We start from the raw sequence: 15,573 nt of genomic DNA, 5'->3' as shown, positions 1-15,573 counted from the left end.
GGCCCCAGAGATCTCCAGTATGCTGTTCGTCGGGAGCGTAGAGGGGGGAGAGGGGACAGGGCCCCGAACATGTCGCCTACGGCATGCGGGCCTCGTACGGGCTCCCCTACGTGACCCCGGACCTCGTCATCGCGTGGGAACGGGGCATGACGAACCCCACCAGCCCCGAACTCACCGCTCTCGCGGGCGTGTTGTGGTGTTCCGCCGGCGAACTCATCGGCAAGCCCCGCACCCTGCGCGAGCACCGCATCAGCAGGAGCCTCGCGCCTGAGGACGTCGCCCACGCACTCGGGCTCGAACTCCTCGCCTACCTGCGCATGGAGGAGAACAACGACTGGCGCGGCAACGACCGGCAGTCCGCCGCGCTCGCCGAGGTGCTCGACCTGGCCCTACCGGCCTTCGTCACCGTCACCGGGCGGGAGGCGCGCCTTGCCGAACATCTCCGCAGCGCCGTCACCACCCGCTGGCAGGCCTACACCCGCCCCATCACCAAACTCGTACCCCTGGACCGGCGGCTGCTGGAGGACGTCCTCCAAAAGCTGCACCAGGGGTACCAGGGGCAGATGGTCGCCACGCTGAGCTGGGGAGAAGGCAGCGCGGCCGGTGATTCGAGCCATTCCGGCCGGGATTTCCTCGACCGGATCGTCGATCACTTCTGGACGAACGTCCAGCAATTCACCGGCTGAAAGCCCCCGAAGAGCCCCTCAAAGACCAGCCCTGACCAACCCCTAGAAAACCGACTCCGCCTCGTCCATCCGATCCTTCGGCACCGTCTTCAACTCGGTCACCGCCTCCGCCAACGGCACCATCACCACATCCGTCCCCCGCAGCGCCGTCATCCGCCCGAACTCACCCCGGTGCGCGGCCTCCACCGCGTGCCATCCGAAGCGGGTGGCCAGCACGCGGTCGTACGCCGTCGGAACGCCGCCTCGCTGGACATGCCCCAGGATGACCGGCTTGGCCTCCTTGCCGAGGCGTCGCTCCAGCTCGTACGCCAGCGCCGTACCGATGCCCTGGAAGCGCTCGTGGCCGAACTGGTCGATGTCGCCCTTGCCGTAGTCCATGGAGCCCTCGGCGGGGTGGGCGCCCTCGGCGACGCAGATCACCGCGAACTTCTTGCCGCGGGAGAAGCGCTCCTCGACCATCTTGATCAGGTCGGCCGGGTCGAAGGGACGCTCCGGCAGGCAGATCCCGTGCGCGCCCGCCGCCATGCCCGACTCCAGCGCGATCCAGCCCGCGTGCCGGCCCATGACCTCGACCACCATCACGCGCTGGTGGGACTCGGCCGTCGTCTTCAGGCGGTCCATCGCTTCCGTCGCGACACCGACCGCCGTGTCGAAACCAAAAGTCCGATCGGTCGACGAGATGTCGTTGTCGATCGTCTTCGGGACCCCGACCACCGGCAGCCCCGCGTCCGACAGCATCCGCGCCGCCGTCAGCGTGCCCTCGCCGCCGATCGGGATCAGCGCGTCGATGCCGAAGTCGCGGGCGATGTCGAGGGCGTTCTCGCAGGCCTCGCGCAGGCGGTCGCGCTCCAGCCGGGAGGAGCCGAGGATCGTGCCGCCGCGGGCGAGGATGCCGCTCACCGCGTCCAGGTCGAGGCTGCGGTAGTGGCCGTCCAGGAGACCCGCATAGCCGTCCTCGAAGCCGATCACCTCGTCGCCGTACTGCGCGACGGCTCGGTGCACGACCGACCGGATCACTGCGTTCAGGCCGGGGCAGTCGCCGCCTGCGGTGAGAACTCCGATACGCATCGTGCTGTGTCTCCTGCTCGCTGTTGATACCGGTGAGCCAGTCCGATTGTTTCACGTCCCACACCGGGCCGCCGCCTCCACTCCTGACGGGCGCCTTAACCATCGCGAGAGGTACTGTCAAGAGGGTTCTGCTCACCTCGGTGGGCGATTTTTATGCCACATGCGCCCCACCCCATGTGCCCCCTCTTTCGAACGGAGAGCACGCGTGACCCGCAGCGTGTACGTGACCGGAATCGACCGCGGCGACGGCCGCCAGGTCGTCGAGCTGGGGGTCATGGAACTCCTGACCCGGCAGGTCGACCGGGTGGGCGTGTTCCGGCCCCTCGTCCACCACAGTCCCGATCGTCTGTTCGAGTTGCTGCGCGCCCGCTACCGCCTCTCCCAGGACCCCAAGACGGTCTACGGCATGGACTACCACGAGGCGTCCACGCTCCAGGCCGAACGGGGGACGGACGAGCTGGTCTCGACGCTCGTCGACCGGTTCCATCTCGTCGCGCGGGACTACGACGTCGTCCTGGTCCTGGGGACGGACTTCGCCGACACCCAGGTCCCGGACGAGCTCAACCTCAACGCCCGGCTCGCCAACGAGTTCGGGGCGTCCGTCATCCCCGTCGTCGGCGGCCGCAAGCAGCCCGCCGAGTCGGTGCTCGCCGAGACCCGGAACGCGTACCGCGCCTACGACGGCCTGGGCTGCGACGTCCTCGCCATGGTCACCAACCGGGTCGCCCGCGAGGACCGGGACCTCATCGCCGAGCGGCTCGGCTCCTCCCGGCTGCCGGTGCCCTGCTACGTCGTGCCCGACGAGCCCGCCCTGTCCGCGCCGACCGTCTCGCAGATCGGCCAGTCCCTCGGCGCCAGGGTGCTGCTCGGCGACGACTCGGGGCTCGCCCGGGACGCGCTCGGCTTCGTCTTCGGCGGCGCGATGCTGCCGAACTTCCTCGGCGCCCTGACCCCGGGCTGTCTCGTCGTGACCCCCGGCGACCGCGCCGACCTGGTCGTCGGCTCGCTCGCCGCGCACAGCGCCGGCACCCCGCCGATAGCCGGCGTGCTGCTCACCCTGGGCGAGGTGCCGAACGACGACGTCCTCACCCTCGCCGCCCGACTCGCCCCCGGCACCCCGGTGCTCTCGGTGCCCGGCAACAGCTTCCTGACGGCCGAACAACTCTTCTCCCTGGAAGGGAAGTTGAACGCGGCCACACCGCGCAAGGCGGAGACCGCGCTCGGCCTCTTCGAGCGGTACATCGACAGCGGCGACCTGCTCAAGCGGGTCTCGGCCCCGAGCAGCGACCGCGTCACGCCGATGATGTTCGAGCACAAGCTCCTGGAGCAGGCCCGCTCCGACAAGCGCCGCGTCGTCCTGCCCGAGGGCACCGAGCCGCGTGTCCTGCACGCAGCCGAGGTGCTGCTGCGCCGCGGGGTCTGCGAACTCACCCTCCTCGGCCCCGTCGACCAGATCCGCAAGAAGGCCGCCGACCTCGGCATCGACCTCGGCCACGCCCAGCTGATCGACCCGGCCACCAGCGAGCTGCGCGACTCCTTCGCCGAGAAGTACGCGACCCTGCGCGCCCACAAGGGCGTGACCGTGGAGCTGGCGTACGACGTCGTCTCCGATGTGAACTACTTCGGGACGCTGATGGTGCAGGAGGGGCTCGCCGACGGCATGGTCTCCGGCTCCGTGCACTCCACCGCCGCGACCATCCGGCCCGCCTTCGAGATCATCAAGACCAAGCCGGACGCCGACATCGTCTCCTCGGTCTTCTTCATGTGCCTCGCCGACAAGGTGCTGGTGTACGGCGACTGTGCCGTGAACCCCGACCCGAACGCCGAGCAGCTGGCCGACATCGCCATCCAGGCGGCCGCGACCGCCGGGCAGTTCGGGGTGGACCCGCGGATCGCGATGCTGTCGTACTCGACGGGCACGTCGGGGTCGGGCGCCGATGTCGACAAGGTGCGCGAGGCGACCGAGCTGGTACGGCTGCGGCGGCCGGATCTGCGGATCGAGGGGCCGATCCAGTACGACGCCGCCGTCGAGCCGACCGTCGCGGCGACCAAGCTTCCGGAGTCCGAGGTGGCCGGGCAGGCGACGGTTCTGATCTTTCCCGACCTCAACACAGGCAACAACACCTACAAGGCCGTGCAGCGTTCGGCCGGCGCGATCGCCGTCGGCCCGGTCCTCCAGGGTCTGCGCAAGCCGGTCAACGACCTGTCCCGGGGCGCGCTCGTCCAGGACATCGTCAACACCGTCGCCATCACGGCGATCCAGGCCCAGTCCCCGATCGAGAAGGCAACCGCCCAGTGAGCCCGTCCCGCGTCCTCGTCCTCAACTCCGGCTCCTCGTCGGTGAAGTACCAGCTGCTCGACATGAGCGACAGCAGCCGGCTCGCGGTGGGCCTCGTCGAGCGCATCGGCGAGGAGACCTCACGGCTCAGGCACACGCCCCTCACGACAGGCGCCACCCGTGAGTGGACCGGGCCGATCCCCGACCACGAGGCCGCCCTCAAAGCCGTAGCAGAAGAGCTGGCCAGGGACGGGCTCGGGCTCGACTCCCCCGAGCTGGCCGCCATCGGCCACCGGGTCGTGCACGGCGGACAGACCTTCACCGAGCCGACCGTCGTCGACGACGCCGTGCTCGCCGAGATCGAGCGGCTGATCCCGGTCGCCCCGCTGCACAACCCGGCCAACCTCACCGGTATCCGCACCGCCCAGGCGCTGCGCCCCGACCTGCCCCAGGTCGCCGTCTTCGACACCGCCTTCCACACGACGATGCCGGAGTCGGCCGCCCGGTACGCGATCGACGTCGCCACCGCCGACGAGCACCGCATCCGGCGCTACGGCTTCCACGGCACCTCGCACGCGTACGTCGCCCGGGCCACCGCGAAGCTGCTGGGCAGGGCGCCGGAGGAGGTCAACGTCATCGTGCTGCACCTGGGCAACGGGGCCTCCGCCTCCGCCGTCGAGAACGGCCGGTGCGTGGACACCTCCATGGGGCTGACGCCTCTGGAGGGGCTCGTGATGGGTACGCGCTCCGGAGACATGGATCCGGCCGTCATCTTCCATTTGATGCGTGTTGGCAAAATGTCCACGGACGAGATCGACACTCTTCTCAACAAGAAGAGCGGCTTGATCGGGCTGTGCGGGGACAACGACATGCGGGAGATCCGCCGCCGCGTGGACGAGGGTGACGAACAGGCGCGACTCGCCTTCGACATCTACATTCACCGTTTGAAGAAGTACATAGGCGCCTATTACGCGGTGCTCGGCCACGTGGACGCGGTCGCCTTCACAGCGGGAGTCGGGGAGAACGCGAGCCCGGTGCGGGAGGCTGCGGTGGCGGGCCTGGAGGGACTGGGCCTCACGGTGGACAGCGAGCTCAACGCCGTACGGAGCGACGAGCCGCGGCTGATCTCCCCGGAGCACGCGCGCGTGGCCGTGGCCGTCGTGCCCACCGACGAAGAACTGGAGATCGCCACTCAGACCTACGCGCTGGTCGGAAGTAATACACGTCGGTAACACGCCTGAGCAGATAGCCGCCCATTTGTATCTTCCACCAGACGGAATATTCCGTAGCGAAACAAACCGATAGGATCGCCCCATGCGCCGTTCGAAAATCGTCTGTACTCTCGGCCCCGCGGTCGACTCCCACGAAATGCTCGTGTCCCTGATCGAAGCCGGCATGAACGTGGCCCGCTTCAACTTCAGCCACGGCACGCACGCCGAACACCAGGGGCGGTACGACCGCGTCCGTGCCGCCGCCAAGGAGACCGGCCGGGCCATCGGTGTCCTCGCCGACCTCCAGGGCCCCAAGATCCGGCTGGAGACCTTCGCCGAGGGCCCCGTCGAGCTGGAGCGCGGTGACGAGTTCGTCATCACCGTCGAGGACGTCCCGGGTGACAAGACCGTCTGCGGGACGACCTACAAGGGCCTGCCGGGCGATGTCTCGCGCGGCGACCAGATCCTGATCAACGACGGCAACGTCGAGCTGAAGGTCCTGGACGTCGAGGGTCCGCGGGTCAAGACGATCGTCATCGAGGGCGGTGTCGTCTCCGACCACAAGGGCATCAACCTGCCCGGCGCGGCCGTGAACGTGCCGGCGCTGTCCGAGAAGGACATCGAGGACCTGCGGTTCGCGCTGCGCATGGGCTGCGACATGGTCGCGCTGTCCTTCGTGCGGGACGCCAAGGACGTGGCCGACGTGCACCGGGTGATGGACGAGGAGGGCCGCCGGGTCCCCGTCATCGCCAAGGTGGAGAAGCCGCAGGCGGTGGAGAACATGGAGGACGTCGTGCTGGCGTTCGACGCCGTGATGGTCGCCCGTGGTGACCTCGCCGTCGAGTACCCGCTCGAAAAGGTCCCCATGGTGCAGAAGCGCCTCATCGAGCTGTGCCGCCGCAACGCCAAGCCGGTGATCGTGGCGACCCAGATGATGGAGTCGATGATCACCAACTCCCGCCCCACGCGCGCCGAGGCCTCGGACGTGGCCAACGCGATCCTGGACGGCGCGGACGCGGTCATGCTGTCCGCCGAGTCGAGCGTGGGCGCGTACCCGATCGAGACCGTCAAGACGATGTCGAAGATCGTCACCGCGGCCGAGCAGGAGCTGCTCAGCAAGGGCCTCCAGCCGCTCGTGCCCGGCAAGAAGCCGCGCACCCAGGGCGGTTCGATCGCCCGCGCCGCCTGCGAGATCGCCGACTTCCTGGGCGGCCGGGGCCTGGTGGCCTTCACGCAGTCCGGTGACACGGCCCGCCGGCTCTCGCGCTACCGCGCGTCCCAGCCGATCATCGCCTTCACCACCGACGAGAACACCCGCAACCAGCTGGCCCTCAGCTGGGGCGTCGAGTCGCACGTCGTGCCGTTCGTGAACAGCACCGACGAGATGGTCGACCTGGTGGACCAGGAGATCATCAAGCTCAACCGCTTCAACCCGGGCGAGATCGTCATCATCACGGCCGGCTCGCCCCCCGGCGTCCCCGGCACCACCAACATGGTCCGCGTCCACCACCTGGGCGTCGAGAAGTAGGACCCCGGGGCCCCTCCGGGGGCCCCGACGGCCGGGAAGGCCTGTGTACGGCGCTGAGGGCGCCCCCTGGATCAGGGGGCGCCCTCAGGCGTGTTGCGGCTCCCGAACGGGCCTGTGGCGGCGCTCAGTCGGTCTGGTAGCTGTGCAGCCCCGGCACGTGCAGGGTGCCGCCGAACTGGCCGGCCTGCACGACCGTCACCTTGGTGAAGTAGATCAGCGGGATGTTCAGCGGCGGCGGGCTCTCCGGGCTGAACGTGACCGGGATCAGCCCCAGCAGGTTGCCGGAGATGCTCTCCGTGTACATCACGGTGTCGCCGTCGCGGATCGTGGAGGTCGAGCCCTTGGCCGCCTGCACGTGGTAGGTCTTGCCGGACTGCTCGTCCTTCACCGTCTGGTGCAGGTCGCCGATGTCGGTGCCGTCGGAGATGACGTACTTCAGCACCTCCTTGACGGTGCCGTCGGCCGTGCGCACCTTGACGATGCCCTTGTAGTCGGCGCCCTTCAGCAGCAGCGAGCTGGCGTTCAGGTACCAGGGGTCGGCCGGCAGCGGCACGGCGTTGTCCACGCCGCCCTCCGCGTCGGTGGCGACCGGGCAGTCGTCGACGTCCGTGCTCGCGCTCGGCGACGGGCTGGCGGTGGCCGCGTCGGCCGCCTTCTCGACGGCCTCGGTGGTGTCCTCGGCAGCCTCTGACGCCGCGTCGGTCGTGTCCTTCACCGTGTCGCCGACCGTGTCGGTGACCTTGTCCGTGGTGTCCTTGACGGCGTCGGACGCGTCGTCGTCCCCGCTGTCGTCGGAGGCGCTCTCCGAGGCGGTGGCCGACGGCGTCGGGCTGGCGCTCGCGGACGGCGAGGCGCTCTCACCGCCCGTGAAGATGTCCTCGATGGCGTCGCCGATCTCCTCCAGCACGTTCCCGCTGCTCTCGGAGGCCGAGGGCGAGGGCGTGGCGGTGGCACCGGACTGGGCCTCGTTGGAGCTCTCCGACGAACTGGCGGACGCCGACGGCGTGGGCTCGGCCTCGTCGTCGGAACCTGAATCCGACGAGGAGTCGTTGCCCGAGTCCGTGTCCGAAGCGGACGCGGACGCCGAAGGGGTCGCCTCGGTCTCGTCGTCCTCGGAGTCACTGGCGCTCGCGGACGGCGAGGCGGACGCCGAGGCGTCGTCCTCCAGGGCCGCGACACAGTCCTTGTACTCGTCGGCCGTGAGGCTCTTGGAGGTGGGCTGGTCCTCGGCGTTGGCGAGCGTCGGCGTGAACCCCATCCCCATGAGGACCGCGGTCGGCATCGCCGCCAGGGCTATCGCCTTGCCGGCAGGCATGTGGAAGCGGGTGAACAGCGGCTTCTTGGGCGCCGCATGCCGCGGCCCGGTTCTCGCACGGGACTCCTCCACATCAGTCCCGTGGGTCACCTCGTCAGCCGGCACTGTGCCTCCCGTTCGCCCCGTTCGCCGGGCTCGTTCCTGACAGATCGTTCGGCTCACCGGCGTCGTACGCGTCCTTGGTAAGCGTGGGGACCGCACCCTCGGGGGCGTCGCCCTCACCCGCGGTGTCCTCCTGGACCGGCTCCTGCACCGGCGGCTCGCCCGGTACCCACGCCACGGCCATCGCTCCGCCGATGAGGGCGAAGAGGAAGCCGATGAGGAAACCGCCGAGGTTGGACACGGGGATGGACACCAGGGCCAGCAGGATCGCCGCGACGCCCGCGAACGTGCGGACGTGCTTCTGGAACCAGAGGCTGACGCCGAGGACACCCAGCAGCACACCGATGATCAGCGACCCGGCGCCCGCGGTGGTGGCCATCGCGAGGGTCAGGTGCCCGATCTGGAGGTGTGCGTAGGGGAAGTACGCGATGGGGATTCCGCCCAGAAGGACGAACAGCCCGGCCCAGAACGGCCGGTCGCCCCGCCAGGCGCGGAACTTCCGCTTGATGACCCGGATGTAGTGCTCATCATGGCCGGGTGCGGCAGGAGTCTCGGCGCTCATGGAAAACAGCTCCCTGGTGCGGCGTTGCTGTGGTGGTGAGTTGTACGGCGCGTGAAGAACCGCGCTTCACAGTGGACGGGCGGGGGCGCCACCGGCCCCCCCGCCCGTCAGAGAGTGCTTAGTAGCACTCCTTGACACCTGTCGACAGCGACATCTTCAGGCCGCTGAGCTTGAAGGTTCCGGCGGTGGTGGCCCACGCCGTCTGCTTCACGTCGGTCAGCGTGGCCTTCTCGGCCTGCTGGGCGAAGCCGAAGGGGTTGGCCTGCTCGCTGCCGCCCTTCATGCCCGGACCCTTGCTGGCGTCCTTGGCCGCAACACCGATGTCGATGTTGGTGAACGTCGCGTCGGCCTCGAGTTCCTCGATGTCGACGTACAAGTTCTCGGCCGAGACCGGCGTACCGCCCCCGCCCGCCTTCAGCGTCAGGCTGACGGAACCGAGCAGCGGGATGTTCGGCGTGACCACCGACTGGCACATGTTGGTGAGTTCCGCGCTCTTGAACGCGGAGACCGCGACGGGGTGAGCCGTCTTCTTGCCGTCGAGGGTGTAACCCGAGTCAAGCGCACCGTACTGGGAGAAGCCCGTACCGACGAGCTTGTCCGCGGTGACCTTGAACGACTGGCCCGACACGCTGAACGACGCTGCGAGAGCACCCTGCGCGAGGGCGACACCTATCGCAGCCGTAGCGGCGACGCTGGGCACCATGACCACAGCGAAGCGCTTCCATCTGGTCCCGCCACGCACCTGGGACTCCATATTTCCTCCTTCTCGGACGTACATCTCCTGACCCTGACTGCCCCTGTCGAACATGACGGCTCAGCCGGGCAGGGATGGGAGAAGTGCTACGTCCTCGGGAAGGGGAGCGCCCGTACTCGGAGGCGCGAACCGCGCACCGATCACCGGCGATCACCCCCGAGCGACAACCACTGGTCGCGCCTGAAGCACATCACGCACAACCTTGCTGGACAGGCTCCGCCGGAAGGCGAAGACCCCCCTGTCCAAGAGCGGGCACCACTGCTGCCCGCTCTGCTCGGTGGGGACCCAGGAGATCCCGCGGCCCGACCGGCTGTCGGGGTACGGGTAATGGACCGAGCGTCGCCGATCGTGGTGCATTCTCGCCGCCCGCACAAGGGGCTTCGTTACTCGGTAGTAACGGCCGGATAACCGAACAACGACCCGCTGGTCTCGGCCGACGACTCTGGGTGGCACGCAGTGGCCGGACAAAGTTGTTGATGGTCGGACAGAATCCGACAGATCAACGCCTGAAACTTACTGGAAGTAACAGCGGCCGCGATTACCAAGATTTGGTAAAGCGCGGCCGCTCTGGCACCTCTTTGGCAAAGATTTCACTCCGGCACCACACGCCCGGGTGTTTAGGGACTGGTCAGAACGGGGCTCCCGCCCCGCTCGGTACCCCTCCCCTAGAACAGGGCCCGCGCCAGCGCCCGTCGCGCCGCGACCACCCGCGGATCATCGGCCCCGACGACCTCGAAGAGCTCCAACAGCCGTACACGTACGGCGTCCCGGTCGTCACCGAACGTGCGCCGGACGGTGTCGATGAGCCGCCCGAAGGCGTCCTCCACATGACCGCCCACCAGATCCAGGTCGGCCGCGGCGATCTGCGCCGGCACATCGGCCGGCTTCTCGGCGGCGTCCCCGCGGACCCGCTGCGGGTCCAGACCCTGCACCCGCTGGAGCAACTCGGCCTGGGCGAGACCGAGTTTGGCCTCGGTGTTGCCCGGGTCGTCGCTCAGCACGTTCTTGTACGCCTGCACCGCACCGCCGAAGTCCCCCGCATCCAGGGCCTGTACGGCGGCCTCCAGCAGCGCGTCATGGGGTCCGGCCGGCATCTCGGGCGCGGCGGTGGGCGCGGCACCCGGCTCGGCGTCCGGGTCCACCACGATGCCGGTGAGCCCGAAGCGCTGCTCGGCGACCTGCACCAGCTGGTCCAGGGTCTGCTGGATCTGCTCCTTGCCGGCGGCCCCCTGGAAGAGCGGCAGGGCCTGTCCGGCCACCACCGCGAAGACGGCGGGGATCCCCTGGACCCCGAACTGCTGCATCAGCATCTGGTTGGCGTCGACGTCGATCTTGGCGAGGAGCAGGCGCCCGTTGTACTCGACGACGAGCTGTTCGAGGACCGGGCTCAGCTGCTTGCAGGGCTCGCACCACTCGGCCCAGAAGTCGATGACGACGGGCACCTCGGTGGAGCGCTGAAGGACGTCCCGCTCGAACCCGGCCTCGTCGACGTCGATGACGAGGTCCGCCGGCGAGACGGCACCGGTGCCGCCGCCCTGGCGGGCCGCTGCGGCGCGCGCCTGCTCCGCCTTCTCCTTGGCCTCCTGGGCCGCCTTCACCGCGGCGAGGTCGACGACTCCGCTCATGGACATGTTCCGTGGCTGCATGCGTCTATCCTCCCCCGTCGGCGCGTGCCATGTGAAAATCGTCGTGAAAGCCGGTCCGGCTTCCCGCTGTTGTTCATGCCGTTCTTCAGTGCCGCGTACTGCTCGGCGCCGGGTCCCCACCCGCGCCCGTGGTTTCGCTACGAGTCGTAGCGTAATGGCACCGGGTGCCTCGGGGGTACCCGGACCCGGTGATCTCCCTCACGCTCACGGCCGCACAGGAACCGCCGGTTATGGTCGGGGGATGCAGAGCCGCACTCCCGCCCCACGGGCCACAGGACGCCCCCGCAGCGCCGCCGCGGACGCGGCGATCCTCGGGGCGACCCGGGAGGCCCTGGTGGAGCTGGGCTGGTCCAAGCTCACGCTGGGAGACGTGGCGGCGCGGGCGGGGGTCGCCAAGACGACGCTCTACCGCCGCTGGGCGGGCAAGAACGAACTGGTCGTCGACGCGGTCGCGGAGCTCTTCGACGAGCTGGAGCTCCCCGACCGCGGCACGCTCGCCGCCGACATCGAGGGCGTGGTCCTCCAGTTCGCGCGGATCCTGGCCCGCCCGGAGGCGAAGAGCGGGCTGATGGCGGTGATCGCCGAGTCCACCCGCGACGACGTCCTGCGCGAGCGCATCCGCGAGTCGATCGTCGAACGCCAGAAACGCCTGGTCCTGGAGGGCCGCTCGCGCGCCGAGCGACGCGGAGAACTTCCCCCGGAGCCGGATCCGGAGGAGGCCGCGCGCACGGTGGACCTCATCTTCGACGTCGTCGCGGGCGCGGTGGTCCACCGCACCCTGGTGAGCGCGGGCGCGGCGGACGAGGAGTGGGTGCGGAGCTTCACGAGGGTGCTGCTCCTGGGCCTGACCTCCGCTCAGAACCCCGCCGGTTCCGTGTAGACACCCCACTCGTCCCGCAGCACCCCGCAGATCTCACCAAGGGTGGCCTCCGCCCGTACGGCGTCCAGCATCGGCCCGATCATGTTCGAGCCGTCCCGGGCGGCCGCGAGCATCGCGTCGAGCGCGGTTCGTACCGCGCTCTCGTCCCGCGCGCCCTTGCGGGCACCCAGCGCGCGCACCTGCTCCCGCTCCACCTCGTGGCTGACCCGCAGGATCTCCAGGTCGCCGGTGACGGAGCCGTGGTGGACGTTGACGCCCACGACCCTCTTGTCGCCCTTCTCCAGGGACCGTTGGTACTGGAACGCGGACTCGGCGATCTCGCCGGTGAACCAGCCGTCCTCGATGCCGCGCAGGATGCCGGAGGTGATGGGCCCGATGGGATGCCGTCCGTCGGGGTGGGCCCGCAGGCCCCGCTCCCTGATCTGCTCGAAGATCTTCTCGGCGTCGGCCTCGATACGGTCGGTCAGTTGCTCCACGTACCACGAACCGCCCAGCGGATCCGCCACGTTGGCGACGCCGGTCTCCTCCATGAGCACCTGCTGGGTCCTGAGCGCGATCTCGGCGGCCTGCTCGGAAGGCAGCGCCAGGGTCTCGTCGAGGGCGTTGGTGTGCAGGGAGTTGGTGCCGCCGAGCACGGCCGCGAGCGCCTCGACGGCCGTCCGTACGACGTTGTTGTAGGGCTGCTGCGCGGTCAGCGAGACACCGGCGGTCTGGGTGTGGAACCGCAGCCACTGCGCCTTCTCGCTCCGGGCGCCGTACACGTCCCGCATCCACCGCGCCCAGATCCTGCGCGCCGCGCGGAACTTGGCGATCTCCTCGAAGAAGTCGACGTGGGCGTCGAAGAAGAAGGAGAGCCCCGGCGCGAAGACCTCCACATCGAGCCCGCGGCTGAGCCCCAGCTCGACGTATCCGAACCCGTCGGCGAGCGTGTAGGCGAGTTCCTGGGCGGCCGTGGATCCGGCCTCCCGGATGTGGTAGCCGGAGACGGAGAGCGGCTTGTACGCGGGGATACCGGCCGCGCAGTACTCCATCAGGTCCCCGATGAGCCGCAGATGGGGCTCGGGCTGGAAGAGCCACTCCTTCTGGGCGATGTACTCCTTGAAGATGTCGGTCTGGAGGGTCCCGTTGAGAACACCGGGATCGACACCCTGCCGCTCGGCGGCGACGAGATACATGCAGAAAACGGGAACGGCCGGCCCGCTGATGGTCATGGAGGTGGTGACGTCCCCGAGCGGGATGTCCTTGAACAGCACCTCCATGTCGGCGGCGGAGTCGATGGCCACCCCGCAGTGCCCGACCTCCCCGAGCGAGCGGGGGTCGTCGGAGTCCCGCCCCATGAGGGTCGGCATGTCGAAGGCGACGGACAGCCCCCCGCCCCCATTGGCGAGGATCATCTTGTACCGCTCATTGGTCTGCTCGGCGTTCCCGAACCCGGCGAACTGCCGGATGGTCCAGGTCCGCCCCCGATACCCGGTCGCGTAGAGCCCCCGGGTGTACGGATACTCCCCCGGCCACCCGATCCGCTCGAACCCCTCGTACCGGTCCCCCACCCGTGGCCCGTACACCGGCTCCACGGCATCCCCGGACAACGTACTGAAGTCCGCCTCCCGCTTACGCGAGGCGTCGTACCGGGCCTGCCACCGTCGGCGGCCCTCTTCGATGGCGTCAGCGTCCATGCTTCAAATTTACTAGGACGTCCTAGTAAATGTCGACGGTAGGCCACCCGTTACTCTCGACGGCATGAAGAAGAGCGTCCTGACCCGCTACCGGGTGATGGCCTACGTCACCGCCGTCCTGCTCGTCCTGCTCACGATCGGCGTGATCGGGAAGCGGCTGCTGGGCCTGGACGGGTTCGACGGCTTCGTCTCGGTGGTCGGTATCGCCCATGGCTGGCTGTACGTCCTCTACCTGATCTTCGCCTTCGACCTGGGCACCAAGGCGAAGATGCCGCTGGGCCGCCTCGCCTGGGTGCTCCTCGCCGGCACGGTCCCGACCGCCGCCTTCTTCGTCGAGCGCAAGGTGACCCGGGAGGTCACGCCGCTCGTGATCGACGACCCCGCCCCCAAGGCCGCCGCGGCCTGACGCTCACCGCGTGATGAAGTGGCACTGCGTGGCCCGCAGCTTGCCGTTCACGTAGAACCTCGCGCAGGCCTTGCCGTACGTCGACAACGTCTGCGCGGAGTTACGCCGCAGCGGATCGCGCCGACACTCGTTGTGCGTCCTGCCCCGGGCGGTCTTGTACGTCCGGTTGCTGGTGTCCGCGTAGGTGAAGTCGATCCTCCAGTTGCAGAACTTGGAGAAGGTCGCCGCGAGCCCCATGCAGTCCACGCCCGCCAACTGGCTGGTGATGCGCTTGCCCGAGCCATCGATGGAGTGCGTCAGGAAGCACCCCACGGGAACCTTCACCCCAGCCCCACGCAGGTCGTAGTCGAACGTCCCGATCGCGGTGGTCCCGGTGGCACTGGCCTGCGCCACTCCCCCGGCACCCAGCGTCACGGCAGCGAAGACCGCGACGGCGCTCCCGGCGGTCAGTAAGCGGCGAGTGGCGGTACGAAGCTTCGACACGGCGGATTCCCCTACTCGGGTTGGGCCCGGACTCCGATCGTCCGGACGGTGACCGCCCAACAAGATCGCAGGGAAAACAGCGGGCCTGAGCCGCCGTATCGATCATGCACGGGGGAAATCGCCCGCAGGCGTGAGCCACCCGCGCGTATTGACCGCCGCCGTCAGTCCTCGTCGAAGTCGTGCGCCGCCACCCGTAGGGGCCGGAGCATCGCGAAGAGTTCGGCGCATTCCTCCGCGTCGTAGACGCCGAGTCCGAAGTCCATGGCCATGAGGTCGCGGGTGGCGGATTCGACGACCTCGCGGCCCTTCTCGGTGATGGCGGCGAGCGTGCCGCGCCCGTCGTTGGGGTTGGGCTTCTTGTCGACGAGGCCGGATTTCACGAGGCGGTCGACCGTGTTGGTGACCGACGTGGGGTGGACCATCAGACGCTCGCCGATCTTGGACATGGTCAGCTCGCCGGCCTTGGAGAAGGTGAGCAGGACCAGGGCCTCGTAGCGCGCGAAGGTCAGTCCGTAGGGCTTGACGACCGCGTCGACCTCGGCGAGGAGGATCTGGTGGGCGCGCATGATCGAGGTGATCGCGGCCATGGACGGCACGTTTCCCCAGCGCCGCTTCCAGAGTTCGTCGGCGCGGGCGATGGGATCGAAGGGAAGACTGAGGGGCTTCGGCACGCCACCAGACCTTACCGGCCGGTCACATGCTGGTCAGCCCCGTCTTGGCATTCGGTCCGGCGGGCCGCCACGGCCAGCAGCACACAGCACGCCGTCCCCAGCACACCCGCCCCGGCCACCGTACGCTGCCGCACCCAGCCGCCGCGGCCCCGCGCCGCACTGCGGCACCGTCCCCCCAGCGCCTACCCGGCGCGGCCCGCCCGGCCCGGCGCGGCCCCTCACCCCCCGCCCCGCACCCGACCACCCCCCCCGCGGGCCCCGCCCCCCCCCCCCACCCCCCCCGCCCGCCCCCCCCCCCCCCCCCCCC

14 protein-coding genes are annotated in these 15,573 nt (G+C 69.3%); 6 read left to right on the top strand and 8 right to left on the bottom strand.

Going from position 1 to position 15,573, the window contains the following annotated elements; genetic code table 11:
- Positions 1-83: 83 nt before the first annotated feature.
- Positions 84-686, top strand: coding sequence for an XRE family transcriptional regulator (locus HLK59_RS40760; RefSeq protein WP_171146704.1), 603 nt, complete (start codon positions 84-86; stop codon positions 684-686).
- 42 nt (positions 687-728) lie between these two features.
- Here HLK59_RS40760 and HLK59_RS40755 read toward each other — a convergent pair whose 3' ends face one another.
- Positions 729-1,754 carry an ATP-dependent 6-phosphofructokinase gene (locus tag HLK59_RS40755; protein ID WP_171146703.1) on the bottom strand — a complete coding sequence of 342 codons (1,026 nt, stop codon included), beginning with the start codon at positions 1,752-1,754 and terminating at the stop codon, positions 729-731.
- 205 nt (positions 1,755-1,959) lie between these two features.
- On the opposite strand from HLK59_RS40755, the gene pta reads away from it, so the two are divergent.
- The 3 genes from pta to pyk all read left to right on the top strand — a co-directional run bounded on the left by pta (position 1,960) and on the right by pyk (position 6,771).
- Entirely contained in the window at positions 1,960-4,053 is a 2,094-nt protein-coding gene (gene pta, locus HLK59_RS40750) for a phosphate acetyltransferase (RefSeq protein WP_171146702.1), read from the top strand.
- On the top strand, positions 4,050-5,264 hold the full coding sequence (locus HLK59_RS40745; protein WP_171146701.1) for an acetate kinase: 1,215 nt from the start codon (positions 4,050-4,052) through the stop codon (positions 5,262-5,264). The genes pta and HLK59_RS40745 overlap by 4 nt, the downstream gene beginning before the upstream one ends.
- 82 nt (positions 5,265-5,346) lie before the next feature.
- The gene (pyk, locus tag HLK59_RS40740; protein WP_171146700.1) at positions 5,347-6,771 is read left to right on the top strand and encodes a pyruvate kinase; all 1,425 of its coding nucleotides are present in this window, start codon (positions 5,347-5,349) and stop codon (positions 6,769-6,771) included.
- Positions 6,772-6,895: 124 nt separating this feature from the next.
- Here the strand turns inward: pyk and HLK59_RS40735 are convergent, their stop codons facing one another.
- The 4 genes from HLK59_RS40735 to HLK59_RS40720 all read right to left on the bottom strand — a co-directional run bounded on the left by HLK59_RS40735 (position 6,896) and on the right by HLK59_RS40720 (position 11,150).
- Positions 6,896-8,191 carry a hypothetical protein gene (locus HLK59_RS40735; RefSeq protein ID WP_171146699.1) on the bottom strand — a complete coding sequence of 432 codons (1,296 nt, stop codon included), beginning with the start codon at positions 8,189-8,191 and terminating at the stop codon, positions 6,896-6,898.
- Positions 8,181-8,750 (bottom strand): DUF6114 domain-containing protein, encoded by a 570-nt coding sequence (locus HLK59_RS40730; protein WP_171146698.1) that lies wholly within the window; start codon positions 8,748-8,750, stop codon positions 8,181-8,183. Before HLK59_RS40730 ends, HLK59_RS40735 begins: the two co-directional genes overlap by 11 nt.
- A gap of 118 nt (positions 8,751-8,868) precedes the next feature.
- Positions 8,869-9,504 (bottom strand): DUF6230 family protein, encoded by a 636-nt coding sequence (locus HLK59_RS40725; RefSeq protein WP_171146697.1) that lies wholly within the window; start codon positions 9,502-9,504, stop codon positions 8,869-8,871.
- Positions 9,505-10,169: 665 nt separating this feature from the next.
- Positions 10,170-11,150, bottom strand: a complete 981-nt coding sequence (locus HLK59_RS40720; protein WP_171146696.1) for a tetratricopeptide repeat protein — start codon at positions 11,148-11,150, stop codon at positions 10,170-10,172.
- Between the two features lie 241 nt (positions 11,151-11,391).
- On the opposite strand from HLK59_RS40720, the gene HLK59_RS40715 reads away from it, so the two are divergent.
- A complete protein-coding gene (locus HLK59_RS40715; protein WP_171146695.1) occupies positions 11,392-12,030 on the top strand; it encodes a TetR/AcrR family transcriptional regulator in 639 nt (212 codons plus the stop codon).
- Here HLK59_RS40715 and HLK59_RS40710 read toward each other — a convergent pair.
- On the bottom strand, positions 12,006-13,706 hold the full coding sequence (locus tag HLK59_RS40710; RefSeq protein WP_171146694.1) for a methylmalonyl-CoA mutase family protein: 1,701 nt from the start codon (positions 13,704-13,706) through the stop codon (positions 12,006-12,008). The genes HLK59_RS40715 and HLK59_RS40710 overlap by 25 nt on opposite strands.
- Before the next feature lie 64 nt (positions 13,707-13,770).
- Here HLK59_RS40710 and HLK59_RS40705 point away from each other — a divergent pair, with 64 nt between their 5' ends.
- Positions 13,771-14,112, top strand: a complete 342-nt coding sequence (locus tag HLK59_RS40705; protein ID WP_171146693.1) for a DUF3817 domain-containing protein — start codon at positions 13,771-13,773, stop codon at positions 14,110-14,112.
- A 3-nt stretch (positions 14,113-14,115) separates the two neighbouring features.
- Here the strand turns inward: HLK59_RS40705 and HLK59_RS40700 are convergent, their stop codons facing one another.
- Entirely contained in the window at positions 14,116-14,595 is a 480-nt protein-coding gene (locus HLK59_RS40700; RefSeq protein WP_346779929.1) for a hypothetical protein, read from the bottom strand.
- 161 nt (positions 14,596-14,756) lie between these two features.
- Positions 14,757-15,266 (bottom strand): MarR family transcriptional regulator, encoded by a 510-nt coding sequence (locus HLK59_RS40695; protein ID WP_171146692.1) that lies wholly within the window; start codon positions 15,264-15,266, stop codon positions 14,757-14,759.
- Positions 15,267-15,573: the final 307 nt, after the last annotated feature.

It is taken from the genome of Streptomyces sp. S3(2020) (genome assembly GCF_013044505.1).
Lineage (GTDB): Bacteria > Actinomycetota > Actinomycetes > Streptomycetales > Streptomycetaceae > Streptomyces.
This window is presented reverse-complemented; position numbering and strand designations above follow the sequence as displayed.